At 35.4% G+C, this 18,218-nt stretch carries 13 protein-coding genes; 7 read left to right on the top strand and 6 right to left on the bottom strand.

Annotated features, from left to right (window positions below; translation table 11 throughout):
- Nucleotides 1–369: 369 nt before the first annotated feature.
- Nucleotides 370–1,458: a site-specific DNA-methyltransferase gene (locus PVV70_RS04645; protein ID WP_404977260.1), complete on the bottom strand. Its 1,089-nt coding sequence runs from the start codon at nt 1,456–1,458 to the stop codon at nt 370–372.
- Nucleotides 1,459–1,844: 386 nt separating this feature from the next.
- Between PVV70_RS04645 and PVV70_RS04640 the strand changes: the two genes are divergently transcribed.
- From PVV70_RS04640 to PVV70_RS04615, 6 genes are all read left to right on the top strand, one after another.
- The gene (locus tag PVV70_RS04640) at nt 1,845–2,540 is read left to right on the top strand and encodes an HAD family phosphatase (RefSeq protein ID WP_273758127.1); all 696 of its coding nucleotides are present in this window, start codon (nt 1,845–1,847) and stop codon (nt 2,538–2,540) included.
- A 1,962-nt stretch (nt 2,541–4,502) separates the two neighbouring features.
- The gene (locus tag PVV70_RS04635) at nt 4,503–4,859 is read left to right on the top strand and encodes a hypothetical protein (protein ID WP_273758125.1); all 357 of its coding nucleotides are present in this window, start codon (nt 4,503–4,505) and stop codon (nt 4,857–4,859) included.
- Nucleotides 4,860–5,128: 269 nt separating this feature from the next.
- Entirely contained in the window at nt 5,129–5,401 is a 273-nt protein-coding gene (locus tag PVV70_RS04630; protein WP_273758124.1) for a hypothetical protein, read from the top strand.
- Nucleotides 5,402–6,526: 1,125 nt separating this feature from the next.
- Nucleotides 6,527–7,924: a threonine synthase gene (gene thrC, locus PVV70_RS04625; RefSeq protein WP_273758123.1), complete on the top strand. Its 1,398-nt coding sequence runs from the start codon at nt 6,527–6,529 to the stop codon at nt 7,922–7,924.
- 84 nt (nt 7,925–8,008) lie between these two features.
- Nucleotides 8,009–9,283, top strand: coding sequence for a pitrilysin family protein (locus PVV70_RS04620; RefSeq protein ID WP_273758122.1), 1,275 nt, complete (start codon nt 8,009–8,011; stop codon nt 9,281–9,283).
- A 407-nt stretch (nt 9,284–9,690) separates the two neighbouring features.
- A complete protein-coding gene (locus PVV70_RS04615) occupies nt 9,691–12,576 on the top strand; it encodes an EAL domain-containing protein (RefSeq protein ID WP_273758121.1) in 2,886 nt (961 codons plus the stop codon).
- Between the two features lie 402 nt (nt 12,577–12,978).
- Here PVV70_RS04615 and PVV70_RS04610 read toward each other — a convergent pair whose 3' ends face one another.
- Entirely contained in the window at nt 12,979–13,563 is a 585-nt protein-coding gene (locus PVV70_RS04610) for a YqgE/AlgH family protein (protein ID WP_273718997.1), read from the bottom strand.
- Nucleotides 13,564–13,634: 71 nt separating this feature from the next.
- On the opposite strand from PVV70_RS04610, the gene PVV70_RS04605 reads away from it, so the two are divergent.
- Complete coding sequence (locus PVV70_RS04605; RefSeq protein ID WP_273758120.1) at nt 13,635–14,513, top strand: protein-disulfide reductase DsbD domain-containing protein; 879 nt, start codon at nt 13,635–13,637, stop codon at nt 14,511–14,513.
- A 28-nt stretch (nt 14,514–14,541) separates the two neighbouring features.
- On the opposite strand, the gene rnhA is transcribed toward PVV70_RS04605, so the two are convergent.
- The 4 genes from rnhA to cyoE form a co-directional block, all read right to left on the bottom strand.
- Complete coding sequence (gene rnhA / locus PVV70_RS04600; RefSeq protein WP_273758119.1) at nt 14,542–15,009, bottom strand: ribonuclease HI; 468 nt, start codon at nt 15,007–15,009, stop codon at nt 14,542–14,544.
- 5 nt (nt 15,010–15,014) lie between these two features.
- Complete coding sequence (locus tag PVV70_RS04595; RefSeq protein WP_273758118.1) at nt 15,015–15,974, bottom strand: homoserine kinase; 960 nt, start codon at nt 15,972–15,974, stop codon at nt 15,015–15,017.
- Entirely contained in the window at nt 15,974–17,020 is a 1,047-nt protein-coding gene (ispH, locus tag PVV70_RS04590) for a 4-hydroxy-3-methylbut-2-enyl diphosphate reductase (RefSeq protein WP_273758117.1), read from the bottom strand. Before ispH ends, PVV70_RS04595 begins: the two co-directional genes overlap by 1 nt.
- A gap of 189 nt (nt 17,021–17,209) precedes the next feature.
- A complete protein-coding gene (gene cyoE / locus PVV70_RS04585; protein WP_273758116.1) occupies nt 17,210–18,145 on the bottom strand; it encodes a heme o synthase in 936 nt (311 codons plus the stop codon).
- Nucleotides 18,146–18,218: the final 73 nt, after the last annotated feature.

Below are 18,218 nucleotides of genomic sequence, written 5' to 3'. Positions count from 1 at the left end.
CAAGTTGAATAATTCCAACTTATCTTTATAAGTCAATATATTGCAATATTGCACACATATCCATAGATTCAGATGCTTCCTCAAAAAAAGCACTTAATTTTAAACTTCTTAATGAATTTTTTGATTCGGTTATTTCATTTTCATAAAAGTATATCGATTGACAATTTGACTATTTTGGAACTTAAATGATAACATAGAGTGAAACTTCTTCATTTTAATTTCTTCTACAAGAAACATAAAAATACTTGCTTGCCGCTTGCAAGTAAAACTAGCATATAAATAACGCTCAAAAAGGCATAAATTGCCCGCATGTCTCTCTCAATTAAGAGCTGCTACACATGGTCAATAAAATGAAACGATTATCTTAGTTCATAAGACACCCGTTTTTAACATTTGTGAACGTATGATCATCCTTAAATGATCTATGGACTTCAACCGTCCATTTTCCTCATAATACCAAAAAGTCCAACCGTTACAACTCTGTGAATCTTGAGCCTTTCTTCCCATTGCGTGAATGGAACCTGCTTCACCACCATGCATAATCGTACCATCAGCTCTTACAATAGCAGATACTTGCTTCTTGCGATCATAAAGAACTTCTCCAGGATAGAGTAAACCTGCTTCAAGCAAACTATTGAATGCTACACGTGGTTCTGCTTTTTTTCTATCCAAAATCGCCAGTTCTGGTTGCGCTAAAGGTTTAACCGCCGCAATTCTCTCACATGCTGCATCAATGTAATCTTGCTCGCGTTCAATCCCAACAAAATCACGCCCTAAGAGCTTGGCAACAGCACCCGTTGTTCCCGAACCAAAAAACGGATCAAGAATAACATCACCAGGTTTACTAGAAGCCATAATAATACGCGCTAATAACGCTTGTGGTTTTTGTGTTGGATGTAATTTACGCCCTGCATCATCCTTTAAACGTTCAGCTCCAGTGCAGAGAGGGAAAAGCCAATCTGAACGCATTTGTAAATCTTCATTTGCTGCTTTTAGGGCATCATAATTAAAGGTATACTTTTTATCTCTTTGATCTCGCACAGCCCAAATAAGCGTCTCATGGGCATTTTGAAAGCGGCGCCCTCGGAAATTAGGCATCGGATTATTTTTGCGCCAAATAATATCATTAAGCATCCAAAAACCCAAATCTTGTAAGGCTGTCCCAACTCGAAAAATATTATGATAAGATCCGATAACCCAAAGCGTTCCATTGGGTTTTAACACACGACGGCACGCAAGCAACCATGCGCGGGTAAAAGCATCATAAGCAGCAAAACTCTCAAACTGATCCCATGCATCATCAACCGCATCAACAAGCGAATGATCTGGACGGTATAGCGCCCCATCCAATTGCAAATTATAGGGGGGATCCGCAAAGATCATATCAACGGAATGTTTTGGCAATTTTTCTAAAACGGCAACACAATCTCCTTTAAAAATTTTATTGCGCCATGGCATCTGTGAGGGAGTACGAATGAAATCTTTTTGAAGCTGAATAACTGTCATGAAAAACCCAACAAAATGAACTGAATTTGCCCTATAATCAATCAAAATAGTTTATAGGCCCGCATTACCAATCCATATTTACAAAATAGAGTAAACGTATCGTTAAAGTTCTGCAAAATTGATATTCGTTTCTATTTTTTTTTAAGTAAAAAAAAATTCATATGAATGAATCTTTATTTTTCTTTTTTTAATGTACTGTTCCCATATCTTTTATTTCGTAAAAGAATTAAAAATCATTTTCAAAGCGTATTTTTATGAAATAAGGTCCTCTTAATATTGTGTTCATGATATTGTTTTCATGAAAGTTGTCCATCTCGTAACATGTAAAGGAATATCTTATGCCTCAGATAGATCTTGTTATTTTTGATTGTGACGGAGTTCTCGTCGACTCTGAATATCTTGCAGCAAAAATTGGATCTCAATTGCTTAAACAAACAGGATATGAAATATCACCAGAAGAATTGAGTGAGCGTTTTGCTGGGCTTATCTTTCGCGATATTCTTAAACACATTGAACAGGAAACAGAAAAACCAGTTTCTGCTCATCTCATAGATCAGATGACCAATATTTTTCGTACACAAATAAAAACTGAATTACGGGCGATTGATGATGTAAGAGAGGCAGTAGAAATGATTCAAACGCGCTATCCCTACTGTATCTGCTCTAATGCAAAGAGCGTAGATATAAAAGAGATGCTCATCACTGTTGATCTCTATGACCTTTTTGAAGGTAAAATATTTTCAGCACCTGAAGTTGGAACAAAAAAAACGAAACCCGCCCCTGATATTTTCCTTTTTGCCGCACAACAATTAAAAGCAGAACCCCAAAATACAATCGTTATAGAAGATTCACTTCATGGTGTCCATGCTGCCATAGCAGCAGGCATGCGTGTCATCGGTTTTACGGGAGGCTCCCATAGCTATCTTGGACACTCTAATGCACTTGCAGAAGCTGGTGCGGAAACGGTTATCGCAAAGCATGCTCATTTAGGAGAAGTTTTAGAAGCAATGGCCGTATGGCGCGATTTATTATAAAAAAACCTCTTGAAGATATCCATTTGTAAATTCTTGTAAGAGGACATTTTTATTCAAATGTCCTTCTCTTCTTTTCTAACAACTTTAATAAATATGTGATTTTCAACATAGGGCGATCGCATCTTAATAATGTGAAGAAGAAAAAATATAGGCCCTTGCCTAGAAACCATAAATCTAACCATTTACATGCTTTAAAAGAAGCAAAAAAGTAAGATACGAACTCATAGAAATCCAACCTCTTGGGAAATTAAATCTACTGGTAAACCACCTCTCTTTCAAATCTAATAACCTATTCCCAACATCAGTCACCCATCCTGATAAATGGCTAGATTCGTCAAAAAAATATTACGATGCCTTACTCAATTAAAGTGTGCAAACTGCTATGCCAAAACCACGCCCCCTCAGCTTATTAAATACATTACGCAATAGGGTAAAATTTTTATGCTTTGTTCGTATTGTCCATAGGATAACACATTAAAATTCGTCGAATCTATAGAACACAAGAGCTTGTTGAAAACGACAAAAGAAACCTTGCGGAATTACAAGAGTTTACACTTCCTCAAGCCAAATCTCGTAAATTTGTTGCAGCCTTATTGATAATGCTGCTTAAACAATCTTTTGATAATATCGATTGGTATAATCTTTCTAAGGCTATATAAAGACTAAAGAATATATCTTTAATAAAGATATATGCTCTTATAGAAAATATTTCTTACCCAAAAACTGATGTGCAATATATTGATTTATAATAATAATTGAGCATAGTTCAGACTAAATAAAAAAATGAATATCGTAAAATTCTCTCATTTCAAATATGGATATGTTGAATCAATTAAAGAAATGAATAAAAATGCCTCTTCATGAAGCACCTCAAATGCCAAAGATTATAGAGAAACATTAAGAATGAGCAAAGTGCATGACGGTGCCATTTTTCGTCTTTATAAACGTTAAAGATGCTGATACCCTAAAAATTTTATATATGGGATTTTATCATTATATCATTCACACGCATCATTGCGAAATAGGATTGGTACCTTGAGATTTTTTTTAACAAGAACATAAATATGAAACATATAATCGCTGATGTTGAAAAACGTAAAGAAATATCAGCAGCTTCTCAAAATTTTTTGAAAACACTTAATAGATTTTTTAAATCATCCATGAAACTAGATCTTTTCAAAAGTAATTCAACTTTAAGAAAAATACCTTTTCTAAAAAAACAAAAGCGGTTTTTCAGTCTGGACAGAAGAGAATTTTGAAAAATATTACCCAATGCTGAGTTTACGGCCCTTATAAATGCATCTGAATTGATATTCTCATACTGCTTTGAATCATAGTAATATGCTGTTCACATTGTCGAAAAAGATCATATTATTCAGTTTTATCTAACCTGAGCTCTTCTTTGCACTATGAGAGAACTGTACATTTTTTATTACATAATAAGTATATATCATTAATATCAAATTAAGAAATATCACTATGTTATTATGAAACAATTGAAATAACCATCTTAATAAGAAATCTATATAATATATATTCTGTAATAATAGCTATTATAACAATTTATATATAGAATAAAAATTCAATGTGACTATTTATGTTTAAATTATTGAATATGCTTTCATGAATGGATCATAATTTTCATATTTTTTATTATGAAATTGGTATTTCAAAATAATATTAATATAATTTTATAAAAATGATAAGGTTACTACATATCGTTTTATATTATGGTACATAATAAAATATTACATATAATTTTTTAAAAAATATAATTTGTAATTATTACTGTTACTTTTTTGCAATAATGTTTATAAAAATTTTAAAATATATTTATTATATGTATTTTAATTGTTGACTTAAAATACATAATGAAATATGTGTGTTCTTTATAAAGTAAGTTATGTACACATATTGTATATTTACTTACATAAATAATTTAAAAGTATTTGAGGTAAATTTATGGTGAAACTATTTAAAAATTATTTCTTAAGTGTTTTTATAGCAAGCACTTTTTTTCTTTCACAAACTGTAAATGTTAATGCAAACTATTTAGAAAATACTACCCCAAAAGAGGAATTATCTGTTCCCCTAATGAAACAAATAAAGTATGCGAAATCTGATGCAATTTCTACCACTGCTTTTTATGTTCCATCTGTAAATTATCAAACAGAAAATGGGACAACCTTTCAAGGCAAAGTTGAAAAGGTCCTTGAACCTATGACTATAGGAGCAGGACTATTGTTTGCTGGATACGCAATGAGTTTTATAGGATCGATCATAGGTTGGATAAAGGACATCGTATTGATGTTCAAATAATTCAAGCATTGTGCAACACTAGAATAGTAGCTTCATTATGTATTATTAACTTCTTAAAAATCATTACTTAATGAAGCTACCCATACTAAAAATATTAGAATAATATATAATCAATCCAAATATCCAAAATAAATTTAGGCATATATATAGTAAATATTAAAAAATATTTGAGATAAATTATGATTAAATTTTTTTAAAATCATATATTAAGTATTTGCATTATAGATGCCTTTTCTCTTTCAAAAATTGTAAGTATACATGCAAACTATTTGCAAAATAGTGCTCATCGTGAAACTATTTTTGTTTCTATAATAGAACAGAAAAGAAAAAACGCAATCCACTCCGTTTCCCTCTATACACCAAGCAAAAATTGTGGTGTGGGAAATGAAATTACCATTCAGAGAAAATTTGAAAAGGGCATTGAACCTCTTACACTGGGAACTTTTGTTATTGGGATGGTAATTGGGTATGCATCCAGTACGGTAGACATGCTTTTAGGATGGATAATAGGCAAAATAATACCGTATTTTAAATCTCGTTAAAATTAAAATTTCATCAGAATAAAATCTTCTCGTATGAAACATAAACTATAGATGCACGCTGTTTTTATACATTGTTGATGATAAAAAAATAATAAATTACCCCATTAAGAATGAAAAGATTTAAAAAAATCTTCTGTTTTTCTCAATGTACACTCATTCTATCAATGCATCTATTCAATTCGGATTAAAATAAGAGTAACAGTATTGGTGATAAATGATACTCTATGGGAAATTGTCTCTCTCATGGAATAAGAAAAGAAAAAAGCTATCAATATCAATACTTTCTATGTCCCCAATTTCACTCATGACGTAAAAAGTGAATCTGCCATTGAAGGAAAAGTTGAGAAAGTATTTGCCCCCAATACTCTAGGCGTTTTTTCTACAGTACGTTCTTTGGGTTTTGGATTTTTGATAGGATCTATTATGGTTATATTTAGCAGGATAATCGGATGGGTAATCGGAAAAATTAAAGGAAAAATAATTCAAAGATACTGAATTATTTTCTTATTTAAAATAGGAATTTACAGCCTGCTTTTCATCATTTGGCAGGCTTTTTTATGCTTTTTATGGATAAGCTTTAGGTTACCATACTGTATAGCAAAAATATAATATCTAACTCTTATATAAGCTGATAAATTAAGCTCAACAAAGATTATTCAAAATATACATTTGCGCACAAAATACCATAAAATTACCTTATAAATTTTCCAGTATGAATTTTAAGATGTCTCATGTCAACATTCATTTTAGCGAATTTAATTGTTACAAAGTAGAAGAACATAAAATATCTTTGAATAATTGAGTTTTATAAAAGAATTCTTCAATAAATACCATTCTATCTCTTTGATTTTATTATTCAGGAATATACATAAGCGAAGATACGTTGTAAGTTTAAGTGAATGAATCATAGAGAGAAAATTTTCAACTGCAACAGGTTTTCTGTGAACACTTTATCTTTGTATCTCAAAAATAAAAATGCTTAAGACTATTTCTTTCATTTTTCTTTTATTATTAAGTCAAAAAGAAGAAAAATAAACTTCTATCCATTTAATAATTTAAATATTATGAAAAACATGAAATAAACAACTTCATCAATTTGCCAGAAAATAAAAAAGGATAAAACTTATGAAATATATCAGCACGAGAGGGCAATCTCCTGCTTTAAGCTTTACGGAAACGATTATGATAGGGCTGGCAAATGATGGTGGACTTTATCTTCCAGATAAAATTCCGCAACTATCATTTGATGCGTTACGCGCACTTCGTGGTCAGTCTTATACAACAATTGCTAAAACAGTTCTGTGGCCCTTTGTAAATAACGAGATCGAGTATACAGCTTTTGAAAATATGATTGCTAAATCTTATGCAACCTTCCATCATCCAGCAATCTGTCCTTTACAACAAACTGGAACAGATGAATTTATCCTTGAACTTTTTCATGGGCCTACTTTAGCTTTTAAAGATGTGGCAATGCAGTTTCTTTCTCGATTGATGGATTATGTTTTGACTAAAAAAAATAGGTGTGCAACGATTATTGCTGCAACATCGGGTGATACAGGAGGAGCTGCAATACAAGCTTTTGCTGAAAAAGAGCACTCAGATATTTTTATTTTATTTCCTAAAGGACGTGTATCATCTGTTCAACAACGGCAAATGACAACCAATCAAAGTACAAATGTTCATGCCATTGCCATTGAGGGAAATTTTGATGATTGCCAAGCTCTTGTCAAAGCAATGTTTAATGATCATCATTTTCGTAAAAAAAGAGCCCTTTCAGGTGTTAATTCTATAAATTGGGCGCGCATTATGGCGCAAATTGTTTACTATTTTTCATCCGCACTTTCTTTAGGTGCTCCTGATAGAGCTGTTTCATTTACTGTTCCCACTGGAAATTTCGGCGATATTTTTGCAGGTTATGTCGCTGCGCGTATGGGGTTACCTATTGCTCAACTGGTTATTGCAACAAATGATAATGACATCCTTGCACGGACATTGACCAGCGGTACTTACGAAACACAACCTATCGTCCATACAACATCACCTTCTATGGATATTCAAGTCTCTTCTAATTTTGAACGTTTACTCTTTGAAAGCGGCAATCGTGATCCCATGTGGATTTGCAATGCAATGGACAACTTGAAAAAAACGGGATCTTTCACTCTTGATGAAAAACAACTCAAAAATATTCGTTCCCTCTTTTCTGCTGGAAAAAGTAACATGGCTGAAACAGCACAAACAATTGATCGTGTCTATAAAGAAAGTGGCTATCTTGTTGATCCACATACAGCCGTCGCTCTTAAAGTAGCGCGCGAAAATAAAAAACCACATATTCCAATGATTGTCCTTGCCACGGCTCATCCTGCTAAATTTCCTGATACGATTAAAAATGCTTGTGGACTTCATGCCCCATGGCCATCTCACCTTAATGATGTTATGGAAGGTGAAGAACACTTCATAAGTCTTGCTAATGATGAAAAAATAGTAAAAGATTATATTTCTTTAAAATCGCGTGCATCTTATTAAAGTTAGCTGCATTAAGTTAAATCAAGAATATTCTAATACCTTTAACCATGAGGTTACTAGCTTGTTTAATGGAGTCGTAAATATATGGATGTAGATGTCTGTCGCCTTAGTAATGGTTTGACGATCGCCACACATACAATGCAACAGATTGATAGTGTCGCACTCGGAATATGGGTTAAAGTAGGCTCACGCAATGAAACCTTCACACAGCATGGTATTGCCCATCTTCTTGAACATATGGCTTTTAAAGGAACAGAAAACCGTAGCGCTTTTCAAATTGCAACCGATATTGAAGATGTTGGCGGTGAAATCAATGCCACAACCAGTATTGAAACAACAGCTTACTTTGCACGTGTCCTTAAAAGCGATATCCCACTTGCTATCGATATTTTAGCCGATATTTTGATGCATTCAAAATTTGACGAAGATGAACTAGAACGAGAAAAACAAGTCATTTTTCAAGAAATTGGTGCCGCCCATGACACGCCTGATGATATTGTTTTTGATCACTTTACAGAAACTGCCTTTCGTCATCAATCCCTTGGTCGTTCTATTTTAGGAACAGCTAAAACTCTTCAATCATTTACATCTGTTGATCTTCATGATTTCATCAATAAACAATATAGTGCAGATCGTATGATTGTCGTCGCGGCAGGAGCTGTAAAACACGAAAGCTTTATAAAAGAAGTTGAAAGTCGTCTTGGCACTTTTCGCCCCCATTCAACCGCCTTTCTTCCTAATCTTGCAAATTATGTCGGCGGCGACTTTCGTGAATATCGCGATTTAATGGATACACAAGTTGTTCTAGGGTTTGAAGGGCGTGCTTATCACGCGCGTGATTTTTATGCGACCCAAATTCTTTCAATCATTCTTGGTGGAGGGATGTCCTCACGTCTTTTTCAAGAAGTAAGAGAAAAACGTGGATTATGCTATTCTATTTATGCTTTTCATTGGGGGTTTTCAGATACTGGGCTTTTTGGTGTTCATGCAGCAACTGGACAAGAAGGGCTCAGAGAACTTCTGCCTATGATTCTTGATGAACTTTCCAAGGCAAGCAAAAATATTCACGCCACTGAACTCCAACGAGCACAAACGCAATATCGTGCTAATCTCACAATGTCACAGGAAAATCCTTCTAGTCAAGCACATCTCATTGCTCGCCAAATACTTCTTTACGGTCGCCCCATTCCAATATCGGAAACAATCGAACGCCTCAATCTCATCACACCCACAAGATTAACTGATTTAGCGTATCGTCTTTTTACAAGTTCCACGCCAACGCTTACTGCTGTCGGACCTGTAGGACCCCTCATGAATTTTGATGATTTAACGTCAACTCTTTCATACAAGCTAAAGTAAAAAAACTGCTCTTTAAAAAGAAGAATCACAATGAGCATGAATAATATTTTATCATAGGATTTACCATAAAAACTCTTCTCATTAAATAAGTTTTGGAAATATTGGACAAAGAGGCGTACAAAACTATCCAATTCCTCCTTCATGTGATAGAGATTCTAATGCGTAAAGCTATATTCGTGAAATTTAGAAATTCATGATTTAACTTTGCTCTTTTAAAATATAAAAAATTCCATCCGCTTCAAGTTTCATGGAAGCAAATGGGTAGATGGTCTATTTGTCTATAAAATCATATAACTTAAGAGGAAGTGATCACGATTTATTCTGTAAATAAATGGTAAAAGGTGGACGTTTTTTCTCAAAAATCTAAATGAAAATTAGACATCCTAAAATATTGAGAGTGGGACATTGTGAAAAGTTTGCGTAAAATAATTGACATCATTTTCATTATCGTCGTTAGTTCTTTTGTCCATCTTACATCAGCACACGCTATTGAACCCGTTAAGATTTCTTCTCAAGATGCTGCTCTTGATCTCTCAAAAGCGATTGAAATTCACCATACAAACAATTCTATTTTTCAAACAAGTACAGCACCAGGACCAGATGGTATTGTATGGCGTATTGAAGTGCAGGCAAAAAGTGAAAAGTTTTCTGGAAACTGGGCAGTTTTTTCTCTTGCAAATCCAACAGATGAACAAGTCGATCGTCTCATCGTTGCCCCCCATTATCGCATGGCGCACTCTGGATTTTTTTGGCCAGACCTTGGATCAGAACGGATTCAGTCTATAACACCAAGTGAAGGTTTTTCTCTTGATCGTCAACCGAGTACGAACTCTGATATCTTTCATATTACTCTCAATCCTGGTGCTGTTGTTACATTTGTGGCCGAACTTAACTCTGAAAATCTACCGCAAATCTATTTATGGCAACCTGAAGCTTATAAGGACGCCATTAATTCTTATACGCTTTATCATGGTATTCTTCTTGGGATATCAGGTCTCTTGGCACTTCTGTTAACCGTTCTCTTCGTTGTCCGTGGGACAGGGCTGTTTCCTGCAACAGCTGCTGTCGCTTGGGCTGTGCTTTTTTATATTGGTATTGACTTCAACTTTTTAAATAAATTCTTTGCAGTTACACTCACAACACAACCAATCTGGCGTGCAGGTACAGAAGTAGCCCTTGCTGCAACACTCTTCATTTTTCTTTTTACCTATCTCAATCTCAATCGCTGGCATTATCATTTTAGTTATGGTGCTATCGCTTGGACCATTGCCTTTTGTAGTCTAGGAGCCTTTGCTATTTATGATCCAATCAGAGCAGCAGGTATTGCCCGTCTATCATTTGGTCTTACCGCTGTGCTTGGTATACTGTTCATCATCTATTTTTCAATCCGAAGTTATGATCGCGCCATTATGCTTATTCCAACATGGTTGCTTATTAGCTTTTGGTGTGTGGGAGCCTATGCCTGCATAGAAGGACATCTAAATAATGACATTATCCAGCCAGCATTAGCGGGAGGATTAGTTCTCATTGTTCTTCTCATTAGCTTTACTGTCCTGCAACAAACTTTTTCTCATGACGCTTTCCATGAAGGAATATTTTCCGATCTTGAACAACAAGTCCTCGCAGCAAAAGGAGCTGGAAATATTATTTGGGATTGGAATATTGAGCGTGATCGTATTGTTGTTCATCCAAACATGAAAACCCTTTTTGGTACTGAAATCCACAACCTCAATGGGACGATGCGCAACTGGATCTCAGCCTTGCATTATGATGATCGTGAACGCTTCCAAGCGGTATTGGATATCATTCTTAAAAATAAAAAAGGGCGTATTGATCAAATTTTTCGGCTTTCTTCTGGGGGTGGTTATTATCACTGGTTTTCTCTTCGCGCACGTCCAGCGATGCAAAAAGATGGGAAAATCACACGTGTCATTGGAACCATTGTCAATATTACGAACCATAAAAAATCTGAAGAACGCTTATTGCATGATGCAATTCACGACAGCTTAACTGGCCTTCCTAACCAACAAATTTTCTTTGATCGGCTACAAAACTATACCTCTTTGGCAAAAGCAAATATTAAAATTAAACCGACCGTCTTTATGATTGATTTTGATAATTTTCGCCAAATTAATCGCAAGTTAGGCATAGCCGTTGGGGATACTGTACTCCTTATAATCGCCCGTCGTTTAAATCGTCTTATTAACTTTCAAGATACCTTGTCGCGCCTTTCAGCAGACCGTTTTGCAATCATTTTACTCAGTGAAACTGAACCACAAAAAATTGCAGCATTTGCGGATCATTTGCACAAAACAATTTCAGCACCTATTTCACTTTCGGAAAATAAAATAATTCTTTCAACGTCTATCGGATTAGTTACATGGAGTGAAAGCCGATCAACAGCTAAAGATATTTTTAATGATAGTGAATTAGCAATGATTCGTGCAAAACAAATGGGTGGAAACCATATTGAACCTTTTCGTCCTAATTTTCGCACTCTAGGTCTCGAACAGAATACTCTGGAAAAAGATATTCATTATGCTATAAAGCGTCATGAGATGAAAATTCTCTACCATCCTATTCTTAATTTATCAGACGGACATATTATTGGTTTTGAAACCATTGTGGAATGGCATCATCCAACTTATGGAAAATTAAATGTCTCTGATTTCATAAAAATCGTAGAAAATGAACAAATCGTTATGGATTTGTCACAATTTATCATCGACAATGCCATTATCGATCTTATGAATGTAGAAGAAAAATTTCCCCAGCAGTCTTTCTTTATTTCAATTAATTTACCAAGCGCAGAAATGATTCATCCTCGTTTTATCAGTCAACTGCGTGCCGCTCTGCTTCGCCATCCGCTCCACAAAGGGCGCTTGATGATTGAAATATCGGAATTTGTCTTAAGAAACAATCCTGAACAATCAGCACACTTTCTCGAACAAATTAAAACACTTGGAATGAACCTCGCACTCGATAATTTTGGAACAGGTTATTCGTCACTGACCTATCTCGTGCGTTATCCATTTGATATGGTTAAACTTGATCGTTCACTGATCTCTATCGACTCTCTCAAGAAGAAACTTGTTCTCAAGTCTATCATTAATATGGCAACAGATCTTAACTTGCAAATTATCGCAGAAGGTGTTGAAAATGAAAAAGAAGCAATCTTTCTCCGTCAAGAAGGCTGTAAATATGTTCAAAGCACACTTGTGACAAAACCAATTGCCATAGAAGAGTTAATCACTCTCGTTCAAAGCCATTTCCCTTATAAGCAAAAATATTGATTTATAATAATAAGTTAGCGTTATTCAACTTGAATTAAAACTCTAAATATCATAAAATTCTCTTATTTCAAACTCTCTCTCATGTTTGTTAAATCAATCAAAACTACTCGATTGACTTATCACAAGTAGGGAGAGCCTAGGTGGAGAAATAACTATTAAAAAAGGGGGAAAATGCCTTTTCATGAATCGTCTTAACTGCCAAGCGCTGTTGCAACATTGAGGGCTGACAAATATGACGATAGTGCCCAGCTTGTTACTTTACAAGCGTAAAGATGGGGGACTTAATGGGGATACCGTAAGATCACTTACAAAAGCCATTGCGAAATGAGCTTGGGCGTACTGAAGGATATTTCCTTAAAATAAAAACATAAGGGATAGAATAACGTGTAAAGTTAAAAAGCTCTATGCGTGTCCCATTTCAGAAGCAAGATAAGTTGGATCAATCCCCATGCGTGTTAAACTTTTATCATATTTGCAACTTAAATCACTTTCAAAAAGAAAACTAGGTGATGTAGAACTGATTAACCAACCGTTTGTAGAAATTTCCGCCTCAAGTTGCCCCGCTTTCCATCCAGCATAACCTAATGCTACCAGTGCATGTTGCGGGCCTTGTTCACAACTGATTGCTTTTAATATATCAATTGTCGCAGTAAAACAGACCTTATCAGCAATAAAAACAGTTTCTTCACAAGCATAATCATCTGAATGAAGGACAAAACCGCGCGAAGGATCAACAGGACCACCATAGCGAACTGGAAACTGTTTTATTGGTTCAGAAAGATGTTTTTTTTGTCTACTGTCTATGACTCCAAGGTGAAGCAAAAGCTCTGGAAAATCAATATGATGCAATTGATTGAGAATAATGCCCATCGCACCAGAATCAGAATGCGCACAAATATAAATAACAGAACGAATAAAGCGTTTGTCATTCATCCCAGGCATTGCTATGAGTAATTGTCCACCCAAAAAGCCATTACATTGCTTCATTAATCTGTTATTCTCCATAATTTACATGATAAAAGTTCGTCCATTTAGTACACTAGGAAAATAAAACTCCAATGAGAAAAAGTAACATATTTACAAATTTACAAAATATCGCAACTTTCTTTTATAAAAAGCTTGTCGTTACTTTAAGCTTAACACTCATAGTTTTAGAATTACTTAATATTCCTGTAAAGGCTCAAACAGAACAAAAACGCCAACTCTTCCCAACATCTTGGTATGAATCAGAGGGTGGTCGTATCCGATTAGCGATCACTCAACCTTCTCTTTCTGGAATAAGAGAAGGCATTATTGAAATTGAGCTTAAACTAGGATGGAAAACTTATTGGCGTAATCCAGGTAATTCAGGCATGGCACCCTTTTTTAATTTCAACCAACAAGTTTCTTATGAAATTTTTTATCCTACTCCACAGCTTTTTGAAACAGAAAATGATTGGTCATTAGGCTATAAAGATGAAGTAATATTGCCCTTTAATGTATCTTCTTCAAGCCAAAATTTAAGTGGTACTTTCACTCTTGGATTATGCCATAAAATCTGCCTTCCTTTGACTGTTAACTTTGATTTTTCGCCATCTTCTCTTAAAAATAAACCTCTGCCCATTTTCTTGTTAAAAAATGCCCAAGAGTCTTTGCCGCGCACAACGCAAAATGCCCTAAAAATAAGTGCTGAAACAAATAACAATACCCTTCTTATAAAAATACAAAATCATAACAAAAACACTCCTTCCTCTCTCTTTTTAGATGGAGGAGAAATGCAAATTGGGACTGCAAAAAAAATCAGCGAGAATGCAGAATATACACTCTTTAGCGCTCCACTCTATTTCGTACCAGAAGAAACCAACCATAAAATTTTTTATACAGTCTCTTTTAAAGAGCACGCCTTAAGTGGAACATTTATATTCCATACGCCATCAACCCCTCTTGCTATCCCATGATAAAAGAGAGAAGTTTCTCAAACAATAATTATGCTGGGAAACGCCCATTTTCGCGATATTGCGCAATTGCTTTGCGAGCAAGAGCATCAGCACGTTCATTCTCTAGATGGCCCGCATGTCCTTTGATCCAGTGCCATCTGACTGTATGGCAAGAACAAACCCCCTCAAGAGCTTGCCATAGCTCCATATTTTTTACAGGACTTTTTGATGCAGTACGCCAATTATTCTTTTTCCAACCTTCAATCCACTTAGATATACCGTTACGCACATAAACTGAATCTGTATAAAGATCGACCAAACAAGGCTCTTTAAGTGCCTTTAATGCACAAATTGCCGCCATGAGTTCCATTTGATTGTTTGTTGTATGAGCCTTACCACCATAAAGCTCACGTTCATGACTATTCCAGCGTAAAATTGCTCCCCAGCCTCCAACTCCAGGGTTTCCTGAGCAAGCACCATCTGTATAAATTTCAACGACTTTTTGTTGAGTTGCCATAAAATTTAAAAACCTAATTCACTTAGCGAATTTACATTACTGAAAAAACACAGCTTGTGCCAATACTCCCATGGATCTTTCTTAATAACAAAGCTATCAGGCGGTGTATTAAACCAATCATAAAGACGTGTGAGTAAAAAACGTAAAGACGCACCACGAACCAATAAAACAATCTTATCCAATTCTAAAGGAATCAAGGGTCTTATTTTTTGATAATTTTCCAATAACTTACGTGATTTTGTAAGATTATAGGAATGATCAGGCTCAAAGCACCAAGCATTCAAACAGATTGCTAAATCATAAGCAAAAGAATCATTACAAGCAAAATAGAAATCTATCATCCCAGAAAGACGATGATTCACAAAAAAGACGTTATCATTAAATAAATCCGCATGAATAATGCCTTTTGGTAAATTGAACGGCCAATTTTCCTGTAAAAAAATCAATTCCGACTCAATTTTTTGTCCAAATTCTTTTAACAATGCATCTTCTGTGATTTGACAACGTTGCCACAATACCTGCCAGTCCATAACAGAAAGCGTATTTTTACGACTGAGTGTAAAATCCTGTCCTGCTAGATGCAATTGTGCTAACCCTGTCCCCACTTCGCCGCAATGACCTATATCGGGCTGACGGATCCACTCTCCTTCCAGAAAGGTAATAATAGCAGCAGGGCGTCCTGCTAGTTCACTAATCATCGTCCCATCATTTTGAAGAACCGGTTGTGGACAAGGAATTCCACGTTTCCCCAAATGCTGCATCAAACGACAAAAAAAAGGTAAATCATCTTTTGAAATACGCTTTTCATAAAGTGTTAAAATAAACCGCCCTTGTGTTGTCTCCAGCATAAAATTAGAATTTTCAATCCCTTCCTCTATCCCTTGATAAGACAAAAGTGCTCCTATTGCGTAACGGGTTAAAAACGCTTTTAAATCATTTGGATAAATATCTGTATAAACGGCCATTATTCTGCTTTCGTTGTAGACATGTCTGTATTATGATTTGCATTATTTTCTTGACCATTCACAAATGCCATATCTTGAGACGTTAAAATGACGTCACGCAATTCGCGACTCACTAGAAATCTTTCCGTTTCCACCACTGTTTCAGCTAATTCTATTGTCACATCATAACGCGCACGAAACGCTGAAATAATTTCATCAATAATAATTTCAGGTGCCGAAGCCCCTGCTGAAAGACTCACAACAGAAAGAGCTTTTAGGTTTTCAAAATTAATTTCATCAGCGCGTTGAACTAAAATAGCTTGCCGCGCACCAGACTTTTCAGCAACCTCTACCAAACGTCGTGAATTAGAAGAATTTGGCGCTCCAACAATCAAAAACAAATCACTCCCCTTTGCTGCTGCCTTAACCGCATCTTGTCGATTCGTTGTCGCATAGCAAATTGACTCAGCTGCTGGAGCTGCTAATGTGGGAAAACGTTGTTGTAATACATTGAGAATTCCTGCAGTATCTTCAACAGAAAGCGTTGTTTGTGTAACAAATCCCAACTTATCTGGATCATTTGGTTGATAATGCAAAGCATCTTCTATCGTTTCAATAAGCGTCACAGCCCCATCTTCAAGCTGTCCCATTGTCCCTATAACCTCAGGATGCCCCGCATGACCAATCAATATAACATGGCGACCATGACGTTGATGGCGTATCGCTTGTTTATGAACTTTCGAGACTAACGGACATGTTGCATCGAGATAAAACAAATTATAACGTCGTGCCTCTTCTGAAACAGACTTTGGTACACCATGGGCAGAAAAAACAACCGGTTGATTGCGATGCTCTTCTGGAATCTCATCAAGCTCTTCAACAAAAACAGCTCCCCTTTGCTGTAATCCCTCAACCACGTAGCGGTTGTGTACAATTTCATGACGAACATATACGGGAGCACTATATTTTTTTAATGCAAGCAGAACTATCTGGATAGCACGATCAACCCCTGCACAAAATCCACGTGGACCACAAAGACGTATCCTTAAAGGGGGAAGTCCAGACATAAATCATCCTTAATCTCTATAGCTTTAGTCTCATATTTAAACAAGCTATCATTATACATGAATAAGCAATGTAAAAAAAACGTGCAATATCACCTTTTGTATAAGAACATACTCTACCGTGTCTTTTTACAGTATTTTCTTACAGAAAAACTTTTTTAAAATTTACTTTTTCATTTTATTTTTATTTGCCTAAAGATCGGTAAAATACCAAACAAGAGATTCAATTAAAAGAGCTCCAAAGATCGCTGCCAAATAAAGTAACGAAAAGAAAAATGTTTTTTTGGCCATCAAAATAGTTTCATCATGGGTATCAGCTTTCCACAAACGATAGGCATAATAAATAAAAATAATACCTAAAATTGTCGAAAAAATTCCATAAAAAACTCCACCAAGACCAGTAAAATAGGGAGCAGTGGCACATAGTACCATCAAAATAGTATAAAATAAGATCTGTTTTTTTGTTGAGTATTCACCTCGTACATTAGGCATCATCGGAATACCTGCCGCCTCATAATCAAGAGATGAAAAGAGAGAAAGAGCCCAAAAATGAGGGGGGGTCCACATAAAAATAATTAAAAATAATAAAAAACTATCAAAACTTACTGTCCCAGTTGTTACAGCCCATCCAATCATTGGTGGAAAAGCCCCAGAAGCACCACCAATAACAATATTTTGTGGTGTGATACGCTTTAACCAAATTGTATAGATAACGACATAAAAGAAAATTGTAAACGCAAGAAAAAGTGCCGCAAACCAATTAATGAAGCTCCCCATAACCAATACCGAAAGCAGAGACAGAGCCATGCCAAAAATAAATGCCTTTTGGGAGCTGATTTTACCCATAGGAATAGGGCGCTTTTTGGTCCGTTCCATCACGGCATCAATGTCAGCATCATACCACATATTCAGTGCTCCCGCACCACCGCCGCCAGCAGCAATACATAAAATTGCTAAAAAACCATACCACGGATTAATGGAAAGGGGAGACACCATTAAACCAACCAGTGCTGTAAAGACCACAAGTGACATAACACGTGGCTTTAATAATGTGATATAATCACCAATACTGGACTTTGGTGGCATTGATTTACCATTCGCAACCGATAACTCTCCTGAAACAGACATTCCACTCAAAACCCTTTTCCTTTTCCGTCATTCACAAACAAATATTATTTAGCAAATACTCTCTAGCGTATGA

The sequence above is a fragment of the Bartonella sp. AU55XJBT genome, from assembly GCF_028618525.1.
Note: the sequence above shows the minus strand (reverse complement) of the source record. Positions and strands in the feature narration are given on the sequence as shown.

What these genes read in the sequence shown, in the direction of transcription:
- PVV70_RS04645 (WP_404977260.1), bottom strand. Translation starts at nt 1,458, where the DNA reads ATGCCATGGCGCAATAAAATTTTTAAAGGAGATTGTGTTGCCGTTTTA.
- PVV70_RS04640 (WP_273758127.1), top strand. Translation starts at nt 1,845, where the DNA reads ATGCCTCAGATAGATCTTGTTATTTTTGATTGTGACGGAGTTCTCGTC.
- PVV70_RS04635 (WP_273758125.1), top strand. Translation starts at nt 4,503, where the DNA reads ATGGTGAAACTATTTAAAAATTATTTCTTAAGTGTTTTTATAGCAAGC.
- thrC (WP_273758123.1), top strand. Translation starts at nt 6,527, where the DNA reads ATGAAATATATCAGCACGAGAGGGCAATCTCCTGCTTTAAGCTTTACG.
- PVV70_RS04620 (WP_273758122.1), top strand. Translation starts at nt 8,009, where the DNA reads ATGGATGTAGATGTCTGTCGCCTTAGTAATGGTTTGACGATCGCCACA.
- PVV70_RS04610 (WP_273718997.1), bottom strand. Translation starts at nt 13,563, where the DNA reads ATGAAGCAATGTAATGGCTTTTTGGGTGGACAATTACTCATAGCAATG.
- PVV70_RS04605 (WP_273758120.1), top strand. Translation starts at nt 13,635, where the DNA reads ATGAGAAAAAGTAACATATTTACAAATTTACAAAATATCGCAACTTTC.
- rnhA (WP_273758119.1), bottom strand. Translation starts at nt 15,009, where the DNA reads ATGGCAACTCAACAAAAAGTCGTTGAAATTTATACAGATGGTGCTTGC.
- PVV70_RS04595 (WP_273758118.1), bottom strand. Translation starts at nt 15,974, where the DNA reads ATGGCCGTTTATACAGATATTTATCCAAATGATTTAAAAGCGTTTTTA.
- ispH (WP_273758117.1), bottom strand. Translation starts at nt 17,020, where the DNA reads ATGTCTGGACTTCCCCCTTTAAGGATACGTCTTTGTGGTCCACGTGGA.
- cyoE (WP_273758116.1), bottom strand. Translation starts at nt 18,145, where the DNA reads ATGTCTGTTTCAGGAGAGTTATCGGTTGCGAATGGTAAATCAATGCCA.